Origin of the sequence: Bradyrhizobium sp. Leo170 (assembly GCF_004296405.1) — a bacterium.
Lineage (GTDB): Bacteria > Pseudomonadota > Alphaproteobacteria > Rhizobiales > Xanthobacteraceae > Bradyrhizobium.
Window position 1 is genome coordinate 13,776 of the sequence record NZ_PSRR01000056.1, and the last position, 19,449, is coordinate 33,224.

A 19,449-nucleotide genomic window follows, 5' to 3' on the forward strand; every position below is an offset into this window, starting at 1 on the left:
GATCGCCGGACTTCGGACGATCATCGCTGCCCCCGGGTGTTAGGCTTGATGCTCGACCGATCTCAACTACGTGCCGTTCTCGCCGGAGCCGTCGGAGGTGCAATTGCGATCGGGAGCATGGAGGCGTTCTCCTCTGAGAGCGCAGTTCCCCTCTTCGCGATTCCATTCGCGACGTCGATCGTAACAGTATTGGGCTCGCCAAAAGCAGAGCCGGCGCGACCCCGCGCCCTTGTCGGCGGTCATCTTGTCTCCACGTTCGTTGGACTGCTGGTTGTGAAATTGTGCGGCCCGGTGCCGTGGGCGGCCGCCGTCGCTGTTGGTTTGGCAATGGTCGCAATGCATCTGACCGGCACGTTCCACCCGCCTGCCGGCATCGATCCGCTGGTTGTTGTCGTCAATAACATGTCCTGGATTTTTCTGATTGTGCCAGTTGGTGTCGGCGCCCTGCTGCTCACAACCTTCGCTTTTGCTTGGAACAATCTCGTCACGCGATGCACCGATGAAGGCGATGCCGGGCCGCCTATCGGGTGGTGGTCTTGAAACGTCTCACACCAGTTGCGCTTTCTGTCGCGGAAAGCATGCCAGTGTCGCCTGGAGCATGATCCGGAAAAGTGGAAACCGGTTTTCCCTCGCGACAAACGCGAAGCGTTTGCGTGGGAAGATCATGCTCAAACAATAATCTAAAGCGCGACGATGATTCATCCTCATCTCATCGCGCTTTAGTGCGCCTCGTTATGCGGCGAGACATTCCGCTTTGCAGCCGGCGGGTGGGGTGTGGGGCGCGACGCCGGATGCGACGCGGCGGCAACTCGGTGTGGCGCCGGAGCAGCGGGTGGATGCTGGGGCAGCCTCGGGACCGCGGCAACGGCACCTGGTTTTGGCGTCGGTGGAGCGGCGACCGGTTTCGCTGCGACATTTGCCGGCTTCGCTGCAGCATTCAGAGGCTTCGCTTCCGGTCTGACCACCGCATTCGGCGGCTTGGGCAACGCTCCGTTGGTCGGCGCAGCGTGCTCCGAGCCAACAGATGCCCTGTTTTCAAGTGGCTTGTTCGCGGCGGGAGGATCGTTCGCAAGAGGCTTATTGGCGGGTGGGGTGGCCGCAAGCGGCTTGCTCTCGAGCGGCTTGTTGGCGACCGCATTGTTCGCAGGCGCTTTGGGAGCGACCGGCTGCGGCAGCGGTGCGGGTCCCGGCTTTGCTTCGCGTGCAGCGACAATGCCCTTGCCGGTGAACTCGCCTGGCTTGGCTGTCGCAGCGATTGCCGGGCGGCCATGGTTCTCGGAGGCGAGCAGCGCTCTGTTCGTGCTCGCCAGGTGCTGCTGCTGGATCTGTGCAGGCGCAGGAGTAACGTGGTGATCTTGCGCAGCCACCCGCTCTTGCGCCGTCGGCTGAGTCGTGATTCCACCACTGCCGCCGTTGAAGCTGACACGCGTGACGTTGTTGATCACGGTCTTGCTGTAGACGTTGGTGACGTTGACGCTGCCGAAATTATTGACGGTGCGGTTGTAGGCCAACACGCCATTGTCCCAGTGGCCGCCTTCATAGCCGACGCCGCCATAGCCGAAACCATAGTTGACGCCACCGTAGAAACCGACACGCGGCCCCCAATAGCCGGTGTTCCACGCGTAGACGCCCTCACGCCACGCCCAGTAACCGGGTGTCCACAACAAGCCAACGGCCGGCGGCTCCACCCAGGTTCCCGGAACCCAGTAATATCCGTCCGGGCCGTAAGCCCAGTAGCCGGGCGTCCAAATGTACCCAGGCGCGGGAAGCGGCGGTTGCTCGTACACCGGAAGCTCGGGCGGGGCGATCGTAATGCTGATGATTTGGGCTTGGGTGACAGGTGAAACGACTAGCGCGGCAAGAAGCCCGATGATGAATAGAAGGCGTCGCATGTTTGTTCCTTCCACATGAGCAGCTCCCCGCGAGTCGGAACGATGTTGAGCGAATGACGCAACATTATGGCGCACTGGTCTAGTGCAGCAGCCTGTACTGGATGATGTAGGCGGCGGCGCCGGCGAGATAGCCGAGCAAGGCAAGGCCGCTGATGCGTCGGACGTACCAGAAGAACTGGATCTTCTCCAAGCCCATCGCGGCGACGCCTGCCGCCGAGCCGATGATCAGGATCGATCCACCGGTGCCGGCGCAGTAAGCGATGAACTCCCACAGGAAACTGTCGGCCGGATACTGCGTCAGGCTGTACATGCCCATCGTCGCCGCCACCAGCGGCACGTTATCGACGACGGCGCTGACCAACCCGAGCGCAATGACAATGATGTCCTGGCGCCCGATCTTCGCCGCCAGCCAGTTGGCCAGCATCTCGAGAACGTGAGTGTGCTCGAGCGCCGCGACCGCCAGCAGGATCCCCACGAAGAAGACGATCGAGCTCATGTCGATCCGCGTCAGCGCGTGGACCAGGGTGAGATGTCGCTTTTCGTCTTCCTCCTTGTGCCGATGGATCAATTCACCGACCATCCAGAGGATACCGAGGCCGAACAGGATGCCCATGAACGGCGGCAGGTGCGTCGCGGTCTTGAACACGGGCACCGCGATCAGGGTACCGAGGCCGAGATAGAACATCATGTTGCGCTCGAAGATGCTGGTTGCCGAGCTTTCGCGGTCCTGCTCACGGAGCGCCGGGATCTCCTTGCCTCTTAACAGGTAGCCGACGACGAGGAGGGGCACGACCAGGTTGATCAGCGAGGCCAGGAAAACCCCTTCGATGATCGAGAGCGGCGTGATCTGTCCGCCGATCCACAGCATCGTGGTGGTCACGTCGCCGATCGCCGACCAGGCGCCGCCGGCATTGGCCGCGATCACGATCATGGACGCGAAGAACAGCCGGTCGCTCGCGCTGTCGAGCAGCTTGCGCATCAGCGATATCATCACGATCGTGGTCGTCAGGTTGTCCAGAATCGCGCTTAGGAAAAAGGTCACGAAACCGATCAGCCACATCAGGGTGACTTGCTTCCTGGTGCGGATCAGCGAGGTGATGACCTCAAAGCCGTTGTGGGCATCGATCACCTCGACGATCGTCATCGCGCCGATCAGGAAGAAGACGATCTGGGCGGTCGCGGAGACGGACTCGTTGAGCTGCTTGTCGATCAGCCCCGGGTCTCCGCTCGCGACGGCATAGACCGTCCAGAGCATTCCCGCGCCGAGCAAGGCCGAGGCCGACTTGTTGATGCCGATCGGATGCTCCAGCGCAATCGCGGCGTAAGCGATGACGAAAATCGCGATGATTGCGGCTAGCAAAACCTGCCCCTGTGAACCCGCAAGGCCGAAATCAGTTCTTGATCAATTCTTGGGCTGTCCGAAATCCAGCGGCGGCAGCTCGATCTCCGGAACCTCGATCTTGACGGAGTTCGGATCGACGGTCGAAATGGAGCCCTTGTAGTGCATCACCATCGACGGGAACAGGATGACCAGCCCGACCATGATGATCTGGATCACGACGAACGGCACCGCCCCCCAATAGATCTGGCCTGTCGTCACCGGCTCCATGCGCTTGCCGGTGACGCGATCGATAAAGGATTCCTTCGGAGCCACCGAGCGCAGATAGAACAGGGCGAAGCCGAACGGCGGATGCATGAACGAGGTCTGCATGTTGACGCCGAGGATCACGCCGAACCAGATCAGGTCGATGCCGAGCTTCTCGGCCGCGGGCCCGAGCAGCGGGATCACGATGAAGGCGAGTTCGAAGAAATCGAGGAAGAAGGCGAGGACGAAGACGATCGCATTGACGACGATCAGGAAGCCGACCTGGCCGCCGGGAAGCGAGGTCAGGAGATGCTCGACCCATACATGGCCGTTGACGCCATAGAAGGTCAGCGAGAAGACGCGGGCGCCGACAAGGATGAATACCACGAAGGCCGACAGTTTCGCAGTCGATTCCACAGCCTGCCGGATCAGATCCCAGCTCAGCCGGCGCTTGATGGCGCCGAGAATGATCGCGCCCGCGGCGCCCATAGCGCCGCCTTCGGTCGGCGTGGCAAGGCCGATGAAGATGGTGCCGAGCACCAGGAAGATCAGGAACAGTGGCGGCACCATTACGAACGTGGTTTGCTGTGCCATCGCCGAGAGGAAGCGGAAGCCTGTGAGCTTGTCGATGATCCAGTTAAGGACGGCGACGAAGAACGCGAACAGGATGCCGAAGAGCATGCTGAGCACGACGTAGTCGGCGCCGCTTACGGCGGAGCCCCGCATCATGAACCAACCGAACACGGAGCTCGCAATGAACAGCGCGCCGAGCGACCACAGCCCGCGGCTGCCATTCTTTTCGCGGAAGCCGATGGCTTCTGGAGGAAGGCCGGGTACCGCCTTGGGGAACAGCAGCGTGACCAGGAAGGCGTAGCCGGCATAAAGGCCGGCAAGCACGAGGCCCGGAATGAACGCGCCTTCGTACATGTCGCCGACCGACTTGCCGAGCTGGTCGGCCATCACGATCAGCACCAGGGAAGGCGGAATGATCTGGGCCAGGGTGCCGGAAGCGGCGATGATGCCGGTGGCCATGCGACGGTCGTAGCCGTAGCGGAGCATGATCGGCAGCGAGATCAGGCCCATCGAGATCACGGATGCGGCGACGACGCCGGTCGTGGCGGCGAGCAGCGCGCCGACGAAAACGACGGCGTAGGCGAGGCCGCCGCGAATGGTGCCGAACAGTTGGCCGATGGTGTCGAGCAGATCCTCGGCCATGCCGGAGCGTTCGAGGACAAGCCCCATGAAGGTGAAGAAGGGGATTGCCAACAGCGTATCGTTGTTCATCACCCCGTAGACGCGTTCAGGCAGCGCCTGCAGGAAGTCGGGGTGGAATTGTCCAAGCTCGATTCCAACGACGGCGAAGATCAGCCCGACGGCGCCGAGCGAAAACGCGGCGGGATAGCCGAGCAGAAGCGTGATAACCAGCGCCGCGAACATGATCGGCGCCATATTGTCGATAAGAAAAGCTGTCATCCAAATTTCCCCGCGATCGCCTGCGATCAGCGCTTTTCGATCGCCTCAACGAGGTGTTCGACTTCGGCCTCGATGGCATTCACCTGCGTGTCGTGCGGATCCGGAATGAGGCCGCGCATCACGGCGATGCGCTTGATCAGTTCGGATATTCCCTGGACAAATAGATAAGCGAATCCGATGACGATCAGCGACTTGGCCGGCCATTGCGGCAGACCGCCGGCATTGCCGGATTGCTCGTTGAGCTCGTAGGACCGCACGAAGAACGGGCCGCCGGTGATGATCATGACGATGCAGAGCGGCAGCAGGAAGAACGCGTGACCGATGACGTCGATGATGTTGCGTACCTTCTTGGGCAGCGCGTTGTTGACGATATCGATTCGGATGTGTTCGTTGTCGAGCAAGGTCCAGGGGGCGCACAACAGGAATACGACGCTGAACAACACCCATTGAAGCTCAAGCCAGGAGTTGGACGACATATCGAGCGTCTTGCGGACGATGGCGTTGACAGCCGAGATGATGACCGCGACCAGGATCAGCCATGCCAGGCGCTTGCCGGTCCAGCGTGTGAACGCGTCAATGCCACGGCTCAATTTCAAGAGCGATTGCAACCGATGATCCTCCCCGCTTCGGACCCTTGCCGTCTTGACTGCGCCCACCGGGCGCAGTGGCTTATCCAGCCAAGCTAGCATGAAGCCCGCCGCACCAAACCAGCGGGCAGAGCCGGCGTCAATCGGAAGTTTGTTGATATTGAAGGGGAATTGGCGGTGCGGTAGGCCGAGCGCCCGTCCTGCGCCGGCCACTTTTAGCAATGGGGATTCGAGAAAGAACTTGGCCGGATCGATCCGACCGTCCGGTTATTGCTTCGGTGTAGGACTGAAATCCAGCGGCGGCAGGTCGATCTGCGGCACCTCGATCTTCACCTTGTTCAGGTCGACGTCGAGGGGCTCGTGAGCAGGGCCGTCACCGTGATCGGGAAGGCGATCACCAGCGCGACCATGATCGCCTGCAATCCGATCCAGGGCATCGCGCCCTAATAGATGTCGGAGCTCTTCACTTCCTTCGGCGCTACGCCGCGCAAGTAGAACCGCGCGAATCCGAACGGCGGGTGCAGGAACGACGTCTGCATGTTCACGCAGAGCATGACGCCGAACCAGATCAGCGCCGCGTCGGGGCCGACGACCGGCGCCAGGATCTTCTGCGCGACCGGCGCGATCATCGGCAGGATGATGAACGCGATCTCGAAGAAGTCGAGGAAGAAGGCCAGGAAGAAGGCCAGGAAGAAGATGAAGAGGTTGATGAAGATCAGGAAGCCCCAGACGCCGCCGAGCAGCGATGTCAGATGGTGCTCGAGCCAGACGTCGCCGGAGACGCCGAGGAACACGACCGAGAAGCAGGTCGAGCCGATCAGGATGAAGGTGACCATGCAGGTGATGCGCATGATCGTCTCATAGCCCTGCTTGATCAAGTCGCGCAGGTCGGGAATGCGCACCGCCTCGAGGCAGATCCAGATCACCGCAAGGTAGGTGATGGCAAACATGATCTTGAAGACCAGATTCTCGCTGTAGAGGATCGCGACGATGGTGCCGATGCCCGCGGCAACGACGCCGGCTTCGGTCGGCGTCGCAGGCCCCATCATCATGGTGCCAAGCACGACGAAGATCAGCACCGCTGACGGGATGAGGCCGAGCAGGCACTTCTTCCACAATGCCCAGCCGGTCAGCGTGCGCGCTTCCTTCGGCACTGCCGGCACGTGGCTCGGCTTGATGATGCCAAGCAGGAAGGTGTAGCCGGCGAACAGCAGGATCTGGAAGATCGACGGCCCCCCAGGCGCCGAGATACATGTCGCCGACCGATTTGCCGAGCTGGTCGGCAAGCACGATCAGAGGAATCCGAACGAAAGCCCGACTGCGGCCAGCGTGAACGCCACGGGCTAGTGAAAGCTGCCGCACCATTTCAGCGCGGATTGATAGCGTCAATCGGAAAATGGGCAAATTGACGCGGGGACCAAGCCGCTGCGTGGGCTTGGTGAATCGCGGAGCGATTGGCGCTTGGAGGAGGCCGGTCGGGGCGAGGTGAGGGCGGCGGCCTCAGCCGCCGGTGACGCTCATATGCCGGCTGACGCTGGGGCGGTTGTGGCGGCGGTCGATGATGAAATCATGCCCCTTCGGCTTCAAGCCGATGGCGCGGTCGATCGCGGCGGACAACAGCTCGTTGTCTGCCGACGCCCGCAGCGGTTTGCGCAAATCGGAGGCATCTTCGTGGCCCAGGCAGGTGTGCAGCGTGCCGGTGCAGGTGATGCGCACGCGGTTGCAGGATTCGCAGAAATTGTGGGTCATCGGCGTGATGAAGCCGAGCTTGCCGCCGGTCTCGCTGACCCGGACATAGCGGGCAGGGCCGCCGGTGCTCTCGTCGAGATCGGTCAGCGTGAACTGCTTTTCCAGCCGGGCGCGGACAAGCGATAGCGGCACATACTGATCGATACGGCCGGCGCCGATGTCGCCCATCGGCATCACCTCGATCAAGGTCAGCGCCATGCCCTTGCCGTGCGCCCACTCCATCAGCGAGGGGATCTCGTCCTCGTTCATGTTCTTGAGCGCCACCGCGTTGATCTTGACCGCAAGCCCTGCGGCGCGTGCCGCCTCGATGCCGGCCAGCACCTTGTCGATGTCGCCCCAGCGCGTGATGGCGCGGAATTTGTCGGCATCGAGCGTGTCGAGCGAGACGTTGATGCGGCGCACGCCGCAATCGGCGAGTTCGCCTGCGAAGCGCGCGAGCTGCGAGGCGTTGGTGGTCAGCGTCAATTCATCGAGCGCGCCGTTCGCAAGATGCCGCGACAGCGAGCGCACCAGCGTCATCACATTGCGCCGCACCAGGGGCTCGCCGCCGGTGAGGCGGAGCTTGCGCACGCCCTTGGCGATGAAGGCCGAGCAGAGCCGGTCGAGCTCTTCCAGCGTCAGGAGATCGGCTTTCGGCAGAAAGGTCATGTCTTCCGACATGCAGTAGAAGCAGCGCAAGTCACAGCGGTCGGTGACGGAGACGCGCAGGTAGCGGATCGTCCGGCCGAACGGATCGGTCATCGGACGGAACAGGGATTCGGATGGAGGAAGCGAAATCGCGCTCATTCACACGCCTTGCCAACGCCTTGCTCGACGGAGCCGGACGAAAGGGAAGTGACGCTCCGCCAGCACAATCTAGGCAGCTTGTTACCGTCCGACAATGCGCTCCGTCAAACAGTGCAGTGCGAACGTGCAAATCAGCGCTGCACCGGCGCGTTCGGGTCGGGGAAGGCCGAGCCATTGGCCGCGGCGGCCGGTTCGGCCGCAGGTGCTGCCGCAGCGGCTGGCTTCGGCCGCTTCGGTCGCGGCTTGCGCGCCCTGGGCGGCGGAGCCGTGGGCTTCAGTTCCGCAACCACGGGATTTGGATCGACGACGGTCGATGCTGAAGTGGTGAGGTCGCCGGGGTTGCGGACCACCGTGACCGGAACCGTGGCCGATTCATACTTCGGCAGGTTGAAGGTGACGGAGAAGCCGCTGTCGGGCGCTGCCACCGAGACGGTGCAGGGCGTTTTGCAGCCTGGTCCGACCGAGGTCACCGCGTCCGCGCCCGGAGGCGTCGATTCGAGCTGAACCTGGACCGGCGCAGGCGCCGACTTGAACGAATCCCAAGAAAAAGACGAACAGCCCGCCAGGCTTGCCCCGGCGACGGCAATCGCGATGACACGACGCATAATTGATCCACCTAACTGTGGCTGAGAGCCACAATCCCCGGGCGGACCATAGGAGGGTGGGCACTGCGGCGCAACGGCGCAGGGCGAATTCGCTAGGCGATGGTTAATAAGGACGCGTGGCGTTGCAAAAAAGCAACGTTAGCTCAGTAGGTTACGAGATATTCACAGTCCTGGCGAGGCTGTCGACAGCCGCCGGCAGCTCCCGCATATGGCCGATCAGCCGATCCGGCTTCAATTCGGCGATAGGTATCTCGGTATAGCCGAATTCAACCCCAATCACCGGGATACCTGCCCGTCGGGCGACTCCGACATCCGGCCCGCCATCGCCGACCATGACTGCGGAGGACAATTGTCCGCCCGCCTGCGCCACCGTTTGCCGGAGGATCGCCGGATCCGGTTTCGAGATCCCAAAGGTGTCAGCCCCGCAGATCGCCGCAAACCGGCCGCTCAGGCCGAGCTGATCGAGCAGGAGCTTTGACAGGAATTCGAGCTTGTTGGTGCAGACCGCGAAGCGGAACCCCTGCACGGCGAGCTCGTCCAGCGCGGTTTCCAGGCCTTCGAACGGGCGCGATTCGTTGGCGATATGGGCGGCGTAATAGTCGATGAAATCCTTGGTCAGCCGGCTGATGTCGTCGGTGCTGGCGTGGCGGCCCTCGAGCTCGAGCGCGCGCTCGATCAGTCTGCGTGCGCCGCCGCCGATCATGGTCCGCGCCGATTGCAGCGGCACCGGGGCCAAGCCCTCGCGGTCCAGCACGTAATTCAGCGCGCTGATCAGGTCGGGCGCGGTATCGACGAGGGTACCGTCGAGATCGAAAACGACAATGCCGGGAGAGTTCATCCTCCTTTGGCTATCGTTTCCGGCGCCGTCATGCAAGAGAAGAGGGCGGACTTCGCTGTGAGCGTTATGGGAGGGCGTTCCATGCGTGAACTTGCCGGCAGAACAGCTTTTGTCACGGGAGGGGCCAGCGGCATCGGCCTTGCGCTCAGTCGTGCGTTCGCAGAGGCCGGCATGAAGGTGATGCTCGCCGATATCGAGGCGGACGCGCTGGAGCGCGCTGTCAAAAGTCTGGCTGAGTTTGGCCCGAGCATCAGAGGCACGATCTGCGATGTCGCCGATCCCGCAAGCGTCGAGGACGCCGCCGGCGCCACGTTCGATGCCTTCGGCAATGTCCACATCCTCTGCAACAATGCCGGCGTCGCCGCCGGCGGCGGCATCGACGCCATCTCGCTCGAGAGCTGGCGCTGGGTGATCGATGTCAACCTGATGGGCGTCGTGCATGGCATCGCAAGCTTCCTGCCGCACATGCGCAAGCACGGCGAGGGCGGACACATCGTCAACACCGCCTCGATGGCCGGGATGAACGGGGGGCTCGGCTTCAGCGCTTACTCGGCGACGAAATTCGCGGTCGTCAGCATGTCGGAAGGACTGGCCCTGCGGCTCAAGCCGCTTGGTATCGGCGTCAGCGTGCTGTGCCCGAGCTTCGTGCGGACCCGGATCGGCGAGAGCGGACGTAACCGCCCTCCGCGCTACGGTCCGTCACCCGCGCTTGATCCCGCGAGCCCGGCGGCCGCCATGGTCGCGGAGATCGCGCGGCAATTGGAGGCGGGCATGGATCCGGCCGATGTCGCCGCACGTGTGCTTGCCGCGATACGGGAAGATCGCCTCTATGTATTTACCCATCCCGGCATGCGGGCCGAGGTCGAGGCACGGTTTGCCGCGATCCTGGCCGCGATGGACGAGGTCTCAAGTTAATCTTTCGGTTGAGGACGAAGCGTCGCCTCGTCGGAAGAAAGCGTGGAAAAACAGCACGCTGGCGCTCGATTCTGATCGAATATTAAAACTGCATTCCGCCGCCGTATAAGGCGCTATTGGCGCTGTCCCTGCGCGCAAAAGGCGGCTAGATATGCGCCGCCGGAGCGGGGATGGGGCCGCTCCCAAGCCTTAGAACTGATCCCGCGAACTAGCCCCGAGAACAAGTCCTGGGAAATCGTCGCACGTGGACATGGACGGATTGAAACGACAGGCCGCTGCGCGCGCCCTGCAAGAAGTGCGCGACGGCATGAAGCTCGGGCTCGGCACCGGGTCGACCGCCAAGCATTTCGTCGACCTGCTCTGCGAGAAGGTGCGGGCCGGCATGAAGGTCGTGGGCGTGCCGACCTCGGAGGCGACCCGCGCGCAGGCGGAAGCCTGCGGCATTGCGCTCGCCACGCTGGACGAGATCGACCATCTCGATCTCACGGTCGACGGCGCCGACGAAGTCGATCCCGCGCTCAACCTGATCAAGGGCGGCGGTGGCGCGCTGCTCCGCGAGAAGATCGTGGCGGCCGCATCCGATCGCATGGTCGTGATCGCCGATGAGAGCAAATGGGTCGATCCGCTCGGCCGTTTCCCGCTGCCGATCGAGGTGATCCCGTTTGGGCTCGCGGCGACCAAGGCGGCGATCGCCAAAGCCTTTGTGGAGGCCGGCGTTGCCGGCGAGATGGTGCTGCGGACGGCCAAGGACGGCCACGTTTTTGTCACCGATGGCGGCCACTGGATTGTCGACGCCCATCTGGGACGGATAGGGGATGCGCCGCGCCTGGCGGGACTGCTGAGCGTGATCCCGGGCGTTGTCGAGCACGGGTTGTTCATCGGTCTCGCCGGCACGGTCGTGCTGGCGGGCGCGCAGGGAATTCGCGTTGTTGAACGGCGCTGACGCCGTAAATTCTGGGAGAATTAGAATGACGAGCTTTGTACGGATTTTGTCGGCCACGGGCCTCGGATTGGCTGTGGCCCTGACCGCCGTATCGGTGAGCGCGCAGCAGAAGGCGCCGGCTCCCGCGGCGGCGCCCACGCTGAAGGAAGGCTCGCCCGCGGCGATCGCCGCCGCCAAGGAAATCCTCAAGATGAAGAACGCGAGCGCGATGTACGCCAACGCCGTTCCCAACATCGTGCTGCAGACCAAGGAAAGCCTGGTGCAGTCGAACCTCAACTACCAGAAGGACCTCAACGAGGTTGCCACCATCGTCGCCAAGAACCTGGCCGGCCGCGAGCAGGAGATCGGCGACGGCATGGCCAAGGTCTATGCCAACGAATTCACCGAGCAGGAACTGAAGGACCTCGTCACCTTCTACAAGTCGCCGTTGGGCCAGAAGCTGCTCGCCAGCGAGCCCCGGGCAATCCAGTTCTCGATGTCCTATATGAACCAGTGGGCGCAGCAGTTCGCCGAGATTGTGAACGCCCAGTTCCGGGCCGAGATGCGCAAGCGCGGCAAGGAGATCTGATTTTCTGGTTTAGGACACAGCGCCATGGCTGAATACGACGTCGATCTGTTCGTCATCGGGGGCGGTTCGGGCGGGGTTCGCGCCGCCCGTATCGCCGCCGGCCATGGCGCCAAGGTAATGGTCGCCGAAGAGTACCGGATGGGCGGTACCTGCGTGATCCGCGGCTGCGTGCCAAAAAAGCTGTTCGTGATCGGCTCGCACGTCCAGCAGGAGATCGAGGACGCCGCCGGCTTCGGCTGGAGCATCCCGCAAGCCTCGTTCGACTGGCCGACGCTCGTCGCCAACAAGGACAAGGAAATTGCGCGGCTGGAGGCGGCCTATACGACCAATGTCGAAAAATCCGGCGCGCATATCGTCAAGACGCGGGCCGTCTTCGAGGACGCGCACACACTCCGTCTTTCGACCGGCGAGACGGTCAAGGCCAAGTACGTGCTGATCGCGACCGGCGGCGCGCCCAACCATGGGCCCGTGATTCCCGGTATCGAGCACGTGATCTCCTCCAACGAGGCATTCCACCTCGCCGAATTGCCGAGGCGCATCGTGATCCAGGGCGGCGGCTACATCGCGCTGGAATTCGCCGGCATCTTCGCCGGCTTCGGCTCCGACGTCACCGTGATCTACCGCGGCGACAACATTCTGCGCGGCTTCGACGAGGACGTCCGAGAGCATGTGCGTGCCGAGATGGAGAAGCGAGGCATCACCATCCTGACCGGCTGCACCGTCACCAAGGTCGACCGTCACGGCAAGGAATTCACCACGCATCTGTCCAACGGCTCGAGCCTTGCCTCCGAGAAGGTGATGTTCGCGATCGGCCGGCATCCGAATGTCGCCAATCTCGGCCTGGAGAAGGCGGGCGTCGCCATCAACCCGGACAATGGCGGCATTGCGGTCGATGCCTGGTCGAAAAGCTCGGTGCCGAACATCTACGCCATCGGCGACGTCACCCATCGCCATAACCTGACGCCGGTCGCAATCCGCGAGGGCCACGCCTTTGCCGACACCGTGTTCGGCAAGCGCCCGGTCATGGTCGATCACACCAGCATTCCGACCGCGGTGTTCTCGCATCCGGAGGTCGGCACTGTGGGTCTGACGGAGGCCGAGGCGCGCGCGCAATTCAGCCACGTCGACATCTACAAGACCAGTTTCCGCCCCATCAAGGCGACGATGTCAGGACGCGACACCCGCGTGTTGATGAAGCTCGTGGTCGACGGCGTTAGCGACCGCGTGCTCGGCTGTCACATCGTCGGCGATTGCGCCGCGGAGACCATCCAGGTGGTCGCGATCGCGGTGAAGATGAAAGCGACCAAGGCCGATTTCGACGCAACCTTCGCGTTGCATCCGACCGCCGCCGAAGAACTCGTGACCATGCGCACCCCGAGCGCGCGCTATGTAAGGCAAGCCGCGGAGTAGGTGCGTAGGGCGGATTGGCTTTTCGCCGCGGCGCGATCTGTAAAGCATCACTTGATATATGTAAGCTATTACCTTACATCATCGCCATGATCCGCTCGTTCCGGGACAAGGCTCTCGAACGGTTTTTCGCGACCGGGGACGGGCGTCGGCTCAGCGTGCAGAACTCGAAGCGGGTGGCCAATATTCTGCGGGCGCCGGACGATGCGTCGCGGCCCGAAGACATGAATTTGCCGGGGTTCCGCTTTCATGCCCTCGTCGGCCGCGAAAAAGGTCGGTACGCTGTGAACGCGAGCGGAAACTGGCGTATCACGTTCGGCTGGATCGAAGGCGATGCCGTCGACGTCGATCTGGAAGACTATCATTGAGGACAAGTTCATGGCCAGGAAGCTTCCGAAAAGAGGTTTACCGCCGATGCATCCGGGCGAACTTCTTCGCGAGGAGATTTTGCCCGCTATCGGTCGGCCCAAGACGGAGATCGCTAAGCTGCTGGGGGTTTCGCGCCAGACGCTTTACGATGTGCTTACGGAAAAGCAGCCGGTGACGCCGATCATGGCGTTGCGACTTGGGAAGCTGTGCGGGAACGGTCCCGATCTCTGGCTCAATTTGCAGAAGCGCTACGATTTGCATCGGGCGCAGCAAGAGCTTGGCGAGAGGATCAAGAATATCCCGACACTGGAAGTTGCCTGAATCGGGCTTGGCAGTGAAACCAGCCCATCACTGCACAAGACTGCGCACAGCCCATAACCCCACGAACAGCGCGCCGACCGAGCAGGCGAACGACACTGCCACATAGAGCAGCGTCAGGCCGAGCTCGCCGCGTTCATAGAGCAGGGCTGTATCGAGCGAGAACGAGGAGAAGGTGGTGAAGCCGCCGAGGATGCCCGTGGTCAGGAATAGACGCCAGGTCTGGGCGGCTTCCCCTCGGAAGGCGAAATAGCCCGCAAGCAAACCCATCACCAGCGAGCCTACGACGTTGACCGTCAGCGTCCCGTACGGGAAGCCGGTCCCGAACGTGCGGGCGGTGGAGAGATTGACGCCGTGACGCAAGGCGCCGCCAATTCCGGCGCCGACGAAAACCAGAACGTAACCGAGCATATCACCTACTTTCTATTCGTTTGGATGCATGGAGATTTCGGCAAGCGCCGTCGCAACGCCGAGGACCAGCAAGGCGATGACGAGTTCGGCCGCAGCACCGAAGACGAAGGCAAGGATCGAGGCTGCTGACACGGCGCAGAGCAGGGCGCGCGCGAAGCGGTCACCACTGATCAGGCGCAGCAGGACGCGCAGCCGCGTCATCGGCTGCCTCTGCGATATGCGCGTTGCTTTGGTTGCATCGCCGCCTCTTTCCTTTTCGAGGCAGCAAAAAACCCGCTGTCAGCGGGTGAGATCCATGCTCCCGCCGCAGCGAGGCTTGCCGCCTCACTCAGCAGGAGTCATTAGCCCACGACGGGCGGGTATCGGGGGACTCCATCCCCATCTGCAGTTACAGGCTAACACATGATCGACGCCGGTCAAGGAAGCTTGGTCTGGCTCGCCCGGCTACATCGCGCGCACGCTGGCGAGGAACTTGTCGACTTCGATTTCCAGATCGGAGGCGTTTTTTGCGAGGCTTCCCGAGGCGGCGAGCACGTTGCTGGCGGCCTGGCTGGTGTCGCCGATGGCGCGATTGGTTCCGCTGATGTTGGTGGTGACTTCCTTGGTCGCGGCGGCTTGCTCCTCCACGGCGCTCGCAATCGCGGTGCTGATCTCGTTGATCTCTGTGATGGTCTGCGAGATCGCCTTGAGCGCGGCGGCGGTGTCGCCGGTGGCCGCCTGCATCTCCTGGATCTGCGTGGCAATGTCCTCGGTTGCCTTCGCGGTTTGGCCGGCGAGCGCCTTCACCTCCGAGGCCACCACGGCGAATCCTCTGCCCGCGTCCACGGGCCGATTCGATGGTCGCGTTCAGGGCGAGGAGGTTGGTCTGGCCGGCGATCTGGCTGATCAAGGCGACGACATCGCCGATCCGCTGCGCGACGGTCACAAGTCCCGTGACCAGCCTGTCCGATTTCTCGGCCTCTTCAACGGCCGCCTTGGCCACGCGGCTGGCTTCGGTGACCTGCCGGCTGATCTCGTTGACCGAAGAGGAGAGCTGTTCTGAGGCCGATGCTGCGCTCGATGACCTCTGATTGACGAATTCGGCGGTCGCCGAGAGCGACTGCGCCGTGGTCTGCATCTGGCCGGAAGCCGAGGCCAGCGTGCCCACGAGGCCCTTCACGTTCTTCTCGAAGTTATCAGCCAGCTTCACATTGCGGGTGACCACCGCCCAGCTCAGCATCGCGCCGGCATAATTGCCGTTCTTGTCCGACAGCGCGGAGACCCTGAGGTCGAGTGTTTCCGGTCCCAGCTTGATCTTGGCCGCGTGCGGCAAATTCCGCGGATCTCCGACGATGCGGCGCTGGTGCTGTGGATTCCTGTGAAAGATATCGAAGGATTTTCCGAGAATCTGGTCCGGCGGCACCGGGAGCAGGTGCTTGACGGTGTCGAGCGTCTTCAGGCTGGTCTTGTTGATGTAGGTGATCCTGCTATCGGGATCGCACATCATGATGTTGATGGGCATGTTGTCGAGCATCTGCAGTTGCCGTTCGGTCTCGGCCTCGAGCTTCGCCTTTTCAGTCGCCAGTTCCCAGGTCAGCATCGGTCCGGTGTAGCGGCCGCGGCTGTCCATCATCGCGGTCACCGTGAGGTCGAGGGTCTCGCCGCCGATCGTGATGCGCGCCTTGTGCGGCAAATTCTTCGGATTGGAGAGCAGCCGGCGCTGGCGCTGCGGTTCTTTATGGAAGATGTCGATCGATTGGCCGAGCAGGGCGTCGACCTTCACAGGCAACACATGCTCGATCTTCTTGAGATTCTGCCTGGTGGATTCGTTGAGGTAGATGATCTTGAAATCGGTCAGCTCGCAGATCATCACGCTGATCGGCATGTGATCCAACAGTCGAAATTCGCCTTTCGGCTTGAAACCCGAAAGCATCAGCTCATCCCCCAGCATTGCAACTTCCATGGATGCCCCGCGGCAGCCCCGTAAGCCGCGGAGAATCCGACGAGAAGGCACGGTAATTGATTCGACCGCACGTTTCCAAACTCGTACACTACAACTCTCGTCGCACGGTGCAGGGCGCAAACGAGCCAGCCGCGAGGTCGGGAACCTCATACGCCGCCACGCGAGGCAGTTTCGCTTTCGCCGCTCCGCCTGCGTGCGAGCGTCGAGACCCGTTTCAAGCGTTTGAGAGAACCTTTCTGACGTTCGGCAATTAGGCGAACGAGGAAACACCTCAAAACCTGCGGAGAGTTCCATGCAAGTCCAGGAAATGATCAGCCGGCACCCACGGGCCCATGGCGAGGGCGATGGCCTGCTCGTCCGCTGCATCGAGGAATGCTATTCCTGCGCCCAGATCTGCACCTCTTGCGCCGACGCTTGCCTGGCGGAGGACATGGTCAAGTCGCTGACGCAATGCATCCGCCTCAATCTCGACTGTGCAGATGTCTGCAACGTCACGGGCAGGATGGCCACGCGTCAGACCGGCTGGGATGACGAGATGATCCGCCGCATGCTGCACACGTGCACTGCGGCCTGCCGGCTCTGCGCCGACGAATGCCAGAAACACGCAGGCGAGCACGAGCATTGCCGCATCTGCGCGGACGCCTGCCGCCGCTGCATGCAGGCCTGCGACGAGGCCGGACGCAGCATGGCGCATTGAGGGGATTGGCAAATCTCGCGGCGCAGCAGCGAAGACATTCCTCTTGCTATAATCGCCGGTTCCAGAATTAACCTGAAACCGCGGCATCAAGCTTAATTCTGGTATTCTGCTGCACTCGGGAAATCTCGGCACTAGGTTGCGGTATGCCAAACCGCAACCGCCGCAACGAGCCGCCATCAGCGCCCTGGATCAGAAACGATCTCCGCGCGAGGTACGAAGAGATTCTTCGCCTGCGAGCCAAGTTGAAGCGCTTGCTCGCAAAGAAAGCCCGTGGCCAATCGAAGCGACGGTCCAGCCACCATTAAAGCGAAGGACGAGCGTGATGTGCTCTTGCACATCAGAGAATACATTGGGCCACAAGCGTGAACGGCGAAATGGACTCAATGCCGGACTTGGGCAAAATGGGATCTCACTCTCGTGGAATTTGTGCACCCGGCGCGGCGTGACTGTGAGGCCTCCTTTCCGGCGGCGACACAATGCGATCGATTCTGCGGCACATAGCCTTGTAGCAATCGCATGCCGCTGCTTCGAGCCGCGGTCTGTCAATCTCAATCAGACCCCGTCGATTGGACCGGATGGCGCGCGACATCCGAAGCTTGTGCACGACCTGCGTCACGGTCGTTCGCCGCACGCCGAGCAAGATCGAAAGTTCCTCCTGCGTCACCGGCAGGGTGTCACCATGAATTCTATCGTGGATGTGGAGCAGCCACCGCGCCAAGCGGGCGTCGACCGAGTGCAGCGCATTGCAGGCGCCCACGTACTGGAATTGCGTCATCAGGACCCCGGTGTGGGCCCAAACCAAATCCCTGATCGCGCCACTGTGGCTGAAGGCCGCATGAAATCGTGCAGGAGAAATCTGCAACGATGTCCCCGCGACGAGCACGATCGCGGTCGCCTCAGAGCGGGTGGGGCCCAGCGCCGACAACAGCCCCGCGGCTGCCTCATTCCCGATGACAGCGGTTGCCACCGTTTGTCCGTTGGGCAAGTCCAGCATGAACGAAATCGTCGCGCTGCATGGGAAATAGATCTGCTCAATTCGCTCCGTCGATCGTATCAGAACCTCGTCGCGTTCAAGCGATACGTTTCGGAGGTAGGGAGCGAGCAAATTAAAATCTGCCGGCGGCAGTGCAGCTAACAGTCGATTACCAACCCTGGTAGGGTGCTCCATCACGGGAAAGCTCCTTCCCTCGACGGACGCGCGGCTCTCTGCAGAAAATTTCGGGGGCCAGGCTGCGGTGCCGCGCCTGATGGTCTTTCATTTCGCTAAGTTGTCCTGCTTGAAACGCAGTGGTGGTAGCTTGGCAGCCTCTTCGCGAAGCACCTTAGCGTCCGCAACCGGCGGGAGCACAACCGATCTCTCGGTTACCGACGCCCGCGAATAAACGCCACCAGCAACGCTAAAATTATGCGCCTAAATCCAAAATCGCGCTAGCCCTCCACGATGAACGATTTCGTAAGAACCTCGGGGCGTTTTGATCTGGATCAAGCTCGGCGGATGGGGCGGTGAACTCGTGGAAGGCTTTGATCCAAGTCAAACGAAATGCAGGCTCGCGACGAAAACTGTGGGCGGTGCTGGTCGCCGTTGGCGCGGGCATCTCTGCCGGAGCTATCGGATCGACGGCACTCCATAATCGGGAGGATGCCCATGGCTCGTTACGGTCTCATCGGCTTCGCGGCAGCCATTCTTGTCGCTGCCAGTTTGGTTCCAGATGACGCTTTTGCCCGCCGTGGTGGAGGTGGAGGGCTCCGTGCCGGTGGATTTCATGGCGGCGGCATGCGCGGCGCTCAGTTCCGGGGCGGGGCCGTTCATGCCGGGCGCGTCGGCGGATACGGGGTCGCCGGACGTGGATACGGGTATCGGCCAATAGCGGGGCGGCCGGTTGCCCGAGGGGTTTACGGCAATGCGGCTTATCGTGGGGCGTGGACAGGAGCGGCCTATGGTCTGGGTGCGGCAGCGGTCGGAGCCGCCGCAGCCGGGGCCTACGGCTACTACGGCGGCGGCTACAACAACTGCTCCTATGACACCTACGGCAATTGGGTCTGCCCGGGTCAGTATCCCTATGGATATCGGTAGTGACGAAATCGATTGCGGACGGTAGTGCGCCAAGGCGGCTGCCGCCCGCTCTCAGATTTGTCGCCGCTTCCACCGGGCCTGACGCGCAATGGCAGCCGCTGCTGCAATCGCCCGATGTTCGCGAGAGTGCGCGCCATTCTCGAAAGGTCCTACGTCGTGCCCGTCGCTTCTCACCATGAGGGGCTAGTGTCGCGTGCGCGGCGAGACGAATTATGCAAGCGATTCCAACGTGATTTGCCCCGTCCAGCCTTGCCGCGAAAAATAAACCGCTTAACCCGTCGGGCAAATCA

At 62.3% G+C, this 19,449-nt stretch carries 22 protein-coding genes, 2 pseudogenes and 1 riboswitch; of the genes and pseudogenes, 11 read left to right on the top strand and 13 right to left on the bottom strand.

The genetic code is table 11. The features are described 5' to 3' along the window. Window positions 1-48: 48 nt before the first annotated feature. Window positions 49-540, top strand: coding sequence for an HPP family protein (locus tag CWO89_RS12755; protein ID WP_130578951.1), 492 nt, complete (start codon window positions 49-51; stop codon window positions 538-540). Between the two features lie 179 nt (window positions 541-719). On the opposite strand, the gene CWO89_RS48840 is transcribed toward CWO89_RS12755, so the two are convergent. From CWO89_RS48840 to gph, 8 genes and pseudogenes are all read right to left on the bottom strand, one after another. Beyond that, complete coding sequence (locus tag CWO89_RS48840; protein ID WP_130578952.1) at window positions 720-1,892, bottom strand: YXWGXW repeat-containing protein; 1,173 nt, start codon at window positions 1,890-1,892, stop codon at window positions 720-722. 79 nt (window positions 1,893-1,971) lie between these two features. Beyond that, window positions 1,972-3,252, bottom strand: coding sequence for a sodium:proton antiporter NhaD (gene nhaD / locus CWO89_RS12765; RefSeq protein ID WP_130578953.1), 1,281 nt, complete (start codon window positions 3,250-3,252; stop codon window positions 1,972-1,974). 42 nt (window positions 3,253-3,294) lie between these two features. Beyond that, on the bottom strand, window positions 3,295-4,950 hold the full coding sequence (locus CWO89_RS12770; RefSeq protein ID WP_130578954.1) for a TRAP transporter large permease: 1,656 nt from the start codon (window positions 4,948-4,950) through the stop codon (window positions 3,295-3,297). A 26-nt stretch (window positions 4,951-4,976) separates the two neighbouring features. Next, window positions 4,977-5,558 carry a TRAP transporter small permease subunit gene (locus tag CWO89_RS12775; RefSeq protein WP_130578955.1) on the bottom strand — a complete coding sequence of 194 codons (582 nt, stop codon included), beginning with the start codon at window positions 5,556-5,558 and terminating at the stop codon, window positions 4,977-4,979. A 246-nt stretch (window positions 5,559-5,804) separates the two neighbouring features. Beyond that, window positions 5,805-6,833 (bottom strand): annotated as a pseudogene (locus CWO89_RS12780) (TRAP transporter large permease subunit); the annotation flags it as partial. Window positions 6,834-7,037: 204 nt separating this feature from the next. After that, entirely contained in the window at window positions 7,038-8,072 is a 1,035-nt protein-coding gene (moaA, locus tag CWO89_RS12785) for a GTP 3',8-cyclase MoaA (RefSeq protein WP_130578956.1), read from the bottom strand. A 131-nt stretch (window positions 8,073-8,203) separates the two neighbouring features. Then, the gene (locus tag CWO89_RS12790) at window positions 8,204-8,677 is read right to left on the bottom strand and encodes a hypothetical protein (RefSeq protein ID WP_130578957.1); all 474 of its coding nucleotides are present in this window, start codon (window positions 8,675-8,677) and stop codon (window positions 8,204-8,206) included. A gap of 151 nt (window positions 8,678-8,828) precedes the next feature. After that, the gene (gene gph, locus CWO89_RS12795; protein ID WP_130578958.1) at window positions 8,829-9,515 is read right to left on the bottom strand and encodes a phosphoglycolate phosphatase; all 687 of its coding nucleotides are present in this window, start codon (window positions 9,513-9,515) and stop codon (window positions 8,829-8,831) included. Window positions 9,516-9,596: 81 nt separating this feature from the next. Between gph and CWO89_RS12800 the strand changes: the two genes are divergently transcribed. From CWO89_RS12800 to CWO89_RS12825, 6 genes are all read left to right on the top strand, one after another. Further along, a complete protein-coding gene (locus tag CWO89_RS12800; protein WP_130578959.1) occupies window positions 9,597-10,430 on the top strand; it encodes an SDR family NAD(P)-dependent oxidoreductase in 834 nt (277 codons plus the stop codon). Between the two features lie 250 nt (window positions 10,431-10,680). Then, window positions 10,681-11,373 carry a ribose-5-phosphate isomerase RpiA gene (gene rpiA / locus CWO89_RS12805; RefSeq protein ID WP_130578960.1) on the top strand — a complete coding sequence of 231 codons (693 nt, stop codon included), beginning with the start codon at window positions 10,681-10,683 and terminating at the stop codon, window positions 11,371-11,373. Window positions 11,374-11,398: 25 nt separating this feature from the next. Then, the gene (locus CWO89_RS12810) at window positions 11,399-11,941 is read left to right on the top strand and encodes a DUF2059 domain-containing protein (RefSeq protein WP_130578961.1); all 543 of its coding nucleotides are present in this window, start codon (window positions 11,399-11,401) and stop codon (window positions 11,939-11,941) included. 24 nt (window positions 11,942-11,965) lie between these two features. Next, the gene (gene gor / locus CWO89_RS12815) at window positions 11,966-13,351 is read left to right on the top strand and encodes a glutathione-disulfide reductase (protein ID WP_130578962.1); all 1,386 of its coding nucleotides are present in this window, start codon (window positions 11,966-11,968) and stop codon (window positions 13,349-13,351) included. A gap of 86 nt (window positions 13,352-13,437) precedes the next feature. Beyond that, the gene (locus CWO89_RS12820) at window positions 13,438-13,716 is read left to right on the top strand and encodes a type II toxin-antitoxin system RelE/ParE family toxin (RefSeq protein WP_130578963.1); all 279 of its coding nucleotides are present in this window, start codon (window positions 13,438-13,440) and stop codon (window positions 13,714-13,716) included. A gap of 10 nt (window positions 13,717-13,726) precedes the next feature. After that, on the top strand, window positions 13,727-14,038 hold the full coding sequence (locus CWO89_RS12825) for a HigA family addiction module antitoxin (RefSeq protein ID WP_130578964.1): 312 nt from the start codon (window positions 13,727-13,729) through the stop codon (window positions 14,036-14,038). Between the two features lie 27 nt (window positions 14,039-14,065). Here CWO89_RS12825 and crcB read toward each other — a convergent pair whose 3' ends face one another. The 3 genes from crcB to CWO89_RS12840 form a co-directional block, all read right to left on the bottom strand. Further along, window positions 14,066-14,446, bottom strand: coding sequence for a fluoride efflux transporter CrcB (gene crcB, locus CWO89_RS12830; protein ID WP_130578965.1), 381 nt, complete (start codon window positions 14,444-14,446; stop codon window positions 14,066-14,068). 12 nt (window positions 14,447-14,458) lie between these two features. Next, a complete protein-coding gene (locus CWO89_RS12835) occupies window positions 14,459-14,647 on the bottom strand; it encodes a hypothetical protein (protein WP_130578966.1) in 189 nt (62 codons plus the stop codon). Between the two features lie 124 nt (window positions 14,648-14,771). Further along, window positions 14,772-14,835, bottom strand: a riboswitch (Fluoride riboswitch). Window positions 14,836-14,890: 55 nt separating this feature from the next. Next, a complete protein-coding gene (locus CWO89_RS12840) occupies window positions 14,891-15,271 on the bottom strand; it encodes a methyl-accepting chemotaxis protein (RefSeq protein WP_130578967.1) in 381 nt (126 codons plus the stop codon). A gap of 11 nt (window positions 15,272-15,282) precedes the next feature. Here CWO89_RS12840 and CWO89_RS47825 point away from each other — a divergent pair, with 11 nt between their 5' ends. Next, entirely contained in the window at window positions 15,283-15,516 is a 234-nt protein-coding gene (locus CWO89_RS47825; RefSeq protein ID WP_245476130.1) for a hypothetical protein, read from the top strand. Further along, complete coding sequence (locus CWO89_RS47830) at window positions 15,517-15,678, top strand: hypothetical protein (protein WP_245476131.1); 162 nt, start codon at window positions 15,517-15,519, stop codon at window positions 15,676-15,678. 170 nt (window positions 15,679-15,848) lie between these two features. Here the strand turns inward: CWO89_RS47830 and CWO89_RS49480 are convergent. Then, window positions 15,849-16,754 (bottom strand): annotated as a pseudogene (locus CWO89_RS49480) (PAS domain-containing protein); the annotation flags it as partial. On the opposite strand from CWO89_RS49480, the gene CWO89_RS12855 reads away from it, so the two are divergent. Continuing rightward, on the top strand, window positions 16,681-17,085 hold the full coding sequence (locus CWO89_RS12855; RefSeq protein WP_130578968.1) for a four-helix bundle copper-binding protein: 405 nt from the start codon (window positions 16,681-16,683) through the stop codon (window positions 17,083-17,085). The pseudogene CWO89_RS49480 and the gene CWO89_RS12855 sit on opposite strands and share 74 nt — an antisense overlap. Before the next feature lie 409 nt (window positions 17,086-17,494). Here the strand turns inward: CWO89_RS12855 and CWO89_RS12860 are convergent, their stop codons facing one another. Further along, the gene (locus CWO89_RS12860) at window positions 17,495-18,253 is read right to left on the bottom strand and encodes a Crp/Fnr family transcriptional regulator (RefSeq protein WP_165421121.1); all 759 of its coding nucleotides are present in this window, start codon (window positions 18,251-18,253) and stop codon (window positions 17,495-17,497) included. A gap of 477 nt (window positions 18,254-18,730) precedes the next feature. On the opposite strand from CWO89_RS12860, the gene CWO89_RS12865 reads away from it, so the two are divergent. Further along, entirely contained in the window at window positions 18,731-19,159 is a 429-nt protein-coding gene (locus CWO89_RS12865; RefSeq protein WP_130578970.1) for a hypothetical protein, read from the top strand. The last annotated feature ends 290 nt before the right edge of the window (window positions 19,160-19,449 follow it).

Bases quoted from the DNA above. Each gene is read 5' to 3' on its own strand.
- CWO89_RS47825 (WP_245476130.1), top strand. From the start codon at position 15,283: ATGGTCGCGTTCAGGGCGAGGAGGTTGGTCTGGCCGGCGATCTGGCTG.
- CWO89_RS12810 (WP_130578961.1), top strand. From the start codon at position 11,399: ATGACGAGCTTTGTACGGATTTTGTCGGCCACGGGCCTCGGATTGGCT.
- CWO89_RS12825 (WP_130578964.1), top strand. From the start codon at position 13,727: ATGGCCAGGAAGCTTCCGAAAAGAGGTTTACCGCCGATGCATCCGGGC.
- CWO89_RS12855 (WP_130578968.1), top strand. From the start codon at position 16,681: ATGCAAGTCCAGGAAATGATCAGCCGGCACCCACGGGCCCATGGCGAG.
- CWO89_RS12770 (WP_130578954.1), bottom strand. From the start codon at position 4,950: ATGACAGCTTTTCTTATCGACAATATGGCGCCGATCATGTTCGCGGCG.
- moaA (WP_130578956.1), bottom strand. From the start codon at position 8,072: ATGAGCGCGATTTCGCTTCCTCCATCCGAATCCCTGTTCCGTCCGATG.
- CWO89_RS12755 (WP_130578951.1), top strand. From the start codon at position 49: ATGCTCGACCGATCTCAACTACGTGCCGTTCTCGCCGGAGCCGTCGGA.
- CWO89_RS48840 (WP_130578952.1), bottom strand. From the start codon at position 1,892: ATGCGACGCCTTCTATTCATCATCGGGCTTCTTGCCGCGCTAGTCGTT.
- CWO89_RS12865 (WP_130578970.1), top strand. From the start codon at position 18,731: ATGGCTCGTTACGGTCTCATCGGCTTCGCGGCAGCCATTCTTGTCGCT.
- gor (WP_130578962.1), top strand. From the start codon at position 11,966: ATGGCTGAATACGACGTCGATCTGTTCGTCATCGGGGGCGGTTCGGGC.
- rpiA (WP_130578960.1), top strand. From the start codon at position 10,681: ATGGACGGATTGAAACGACAGGCCGCTGCGCGCGCCCTGCAAGAAGTG.
- CWO89_RS12800 (WP_130578959.1), top strand. From the start codon at position 9,597: ATGCGTGAACTTGCCGGCAGAACAGCTTTTGTCACGGGAGGGGCCAGC.
- CWO89_RS12835 (WP_130578966.1), bottom strand. From the start codon at position 14,647: ATGACGCGGCTGCGCGTCCTGCTGCGCCTGATCAGTGGTGACCGCTTC.
- crcB (WP_130578965.1), bottom strand. From the start codon at position 14,446: ATGCTCGGTTACGTTCTGGTTTTCGTCGGCGCCGGAATTGGCGGCGCC.
- CWO89_RS12860 (WP_165421121.1), bottom strand. From the start codon at position 18,253: ATGGAGCACCCTACCAGGGTTGGTAATCGACTGTTAGCTGCACTGCCG.
- CWO89_RS12790 (WP_130578957.1), bottom strand. From the start codon at position 8,677: ATGCGTCGTGTCATCGCGATTGCCGTCGCCGGGGCAAGCCTGGCGGGC.
- CWO89_RS12820 (WP_130578963.1), top strand. From the start codon at position 13,438: ATGATCCGCTCGTTCCGGGACAAGGCTCTCGAACGGTTTTTCGCGACC.
- gph (WP_130578958.1), bottom strand. From the start codon at position 9,515: ATGAACTCTCCCGGCATTGTCGTTTTCGATCTCGACGGTACCCTCGTC.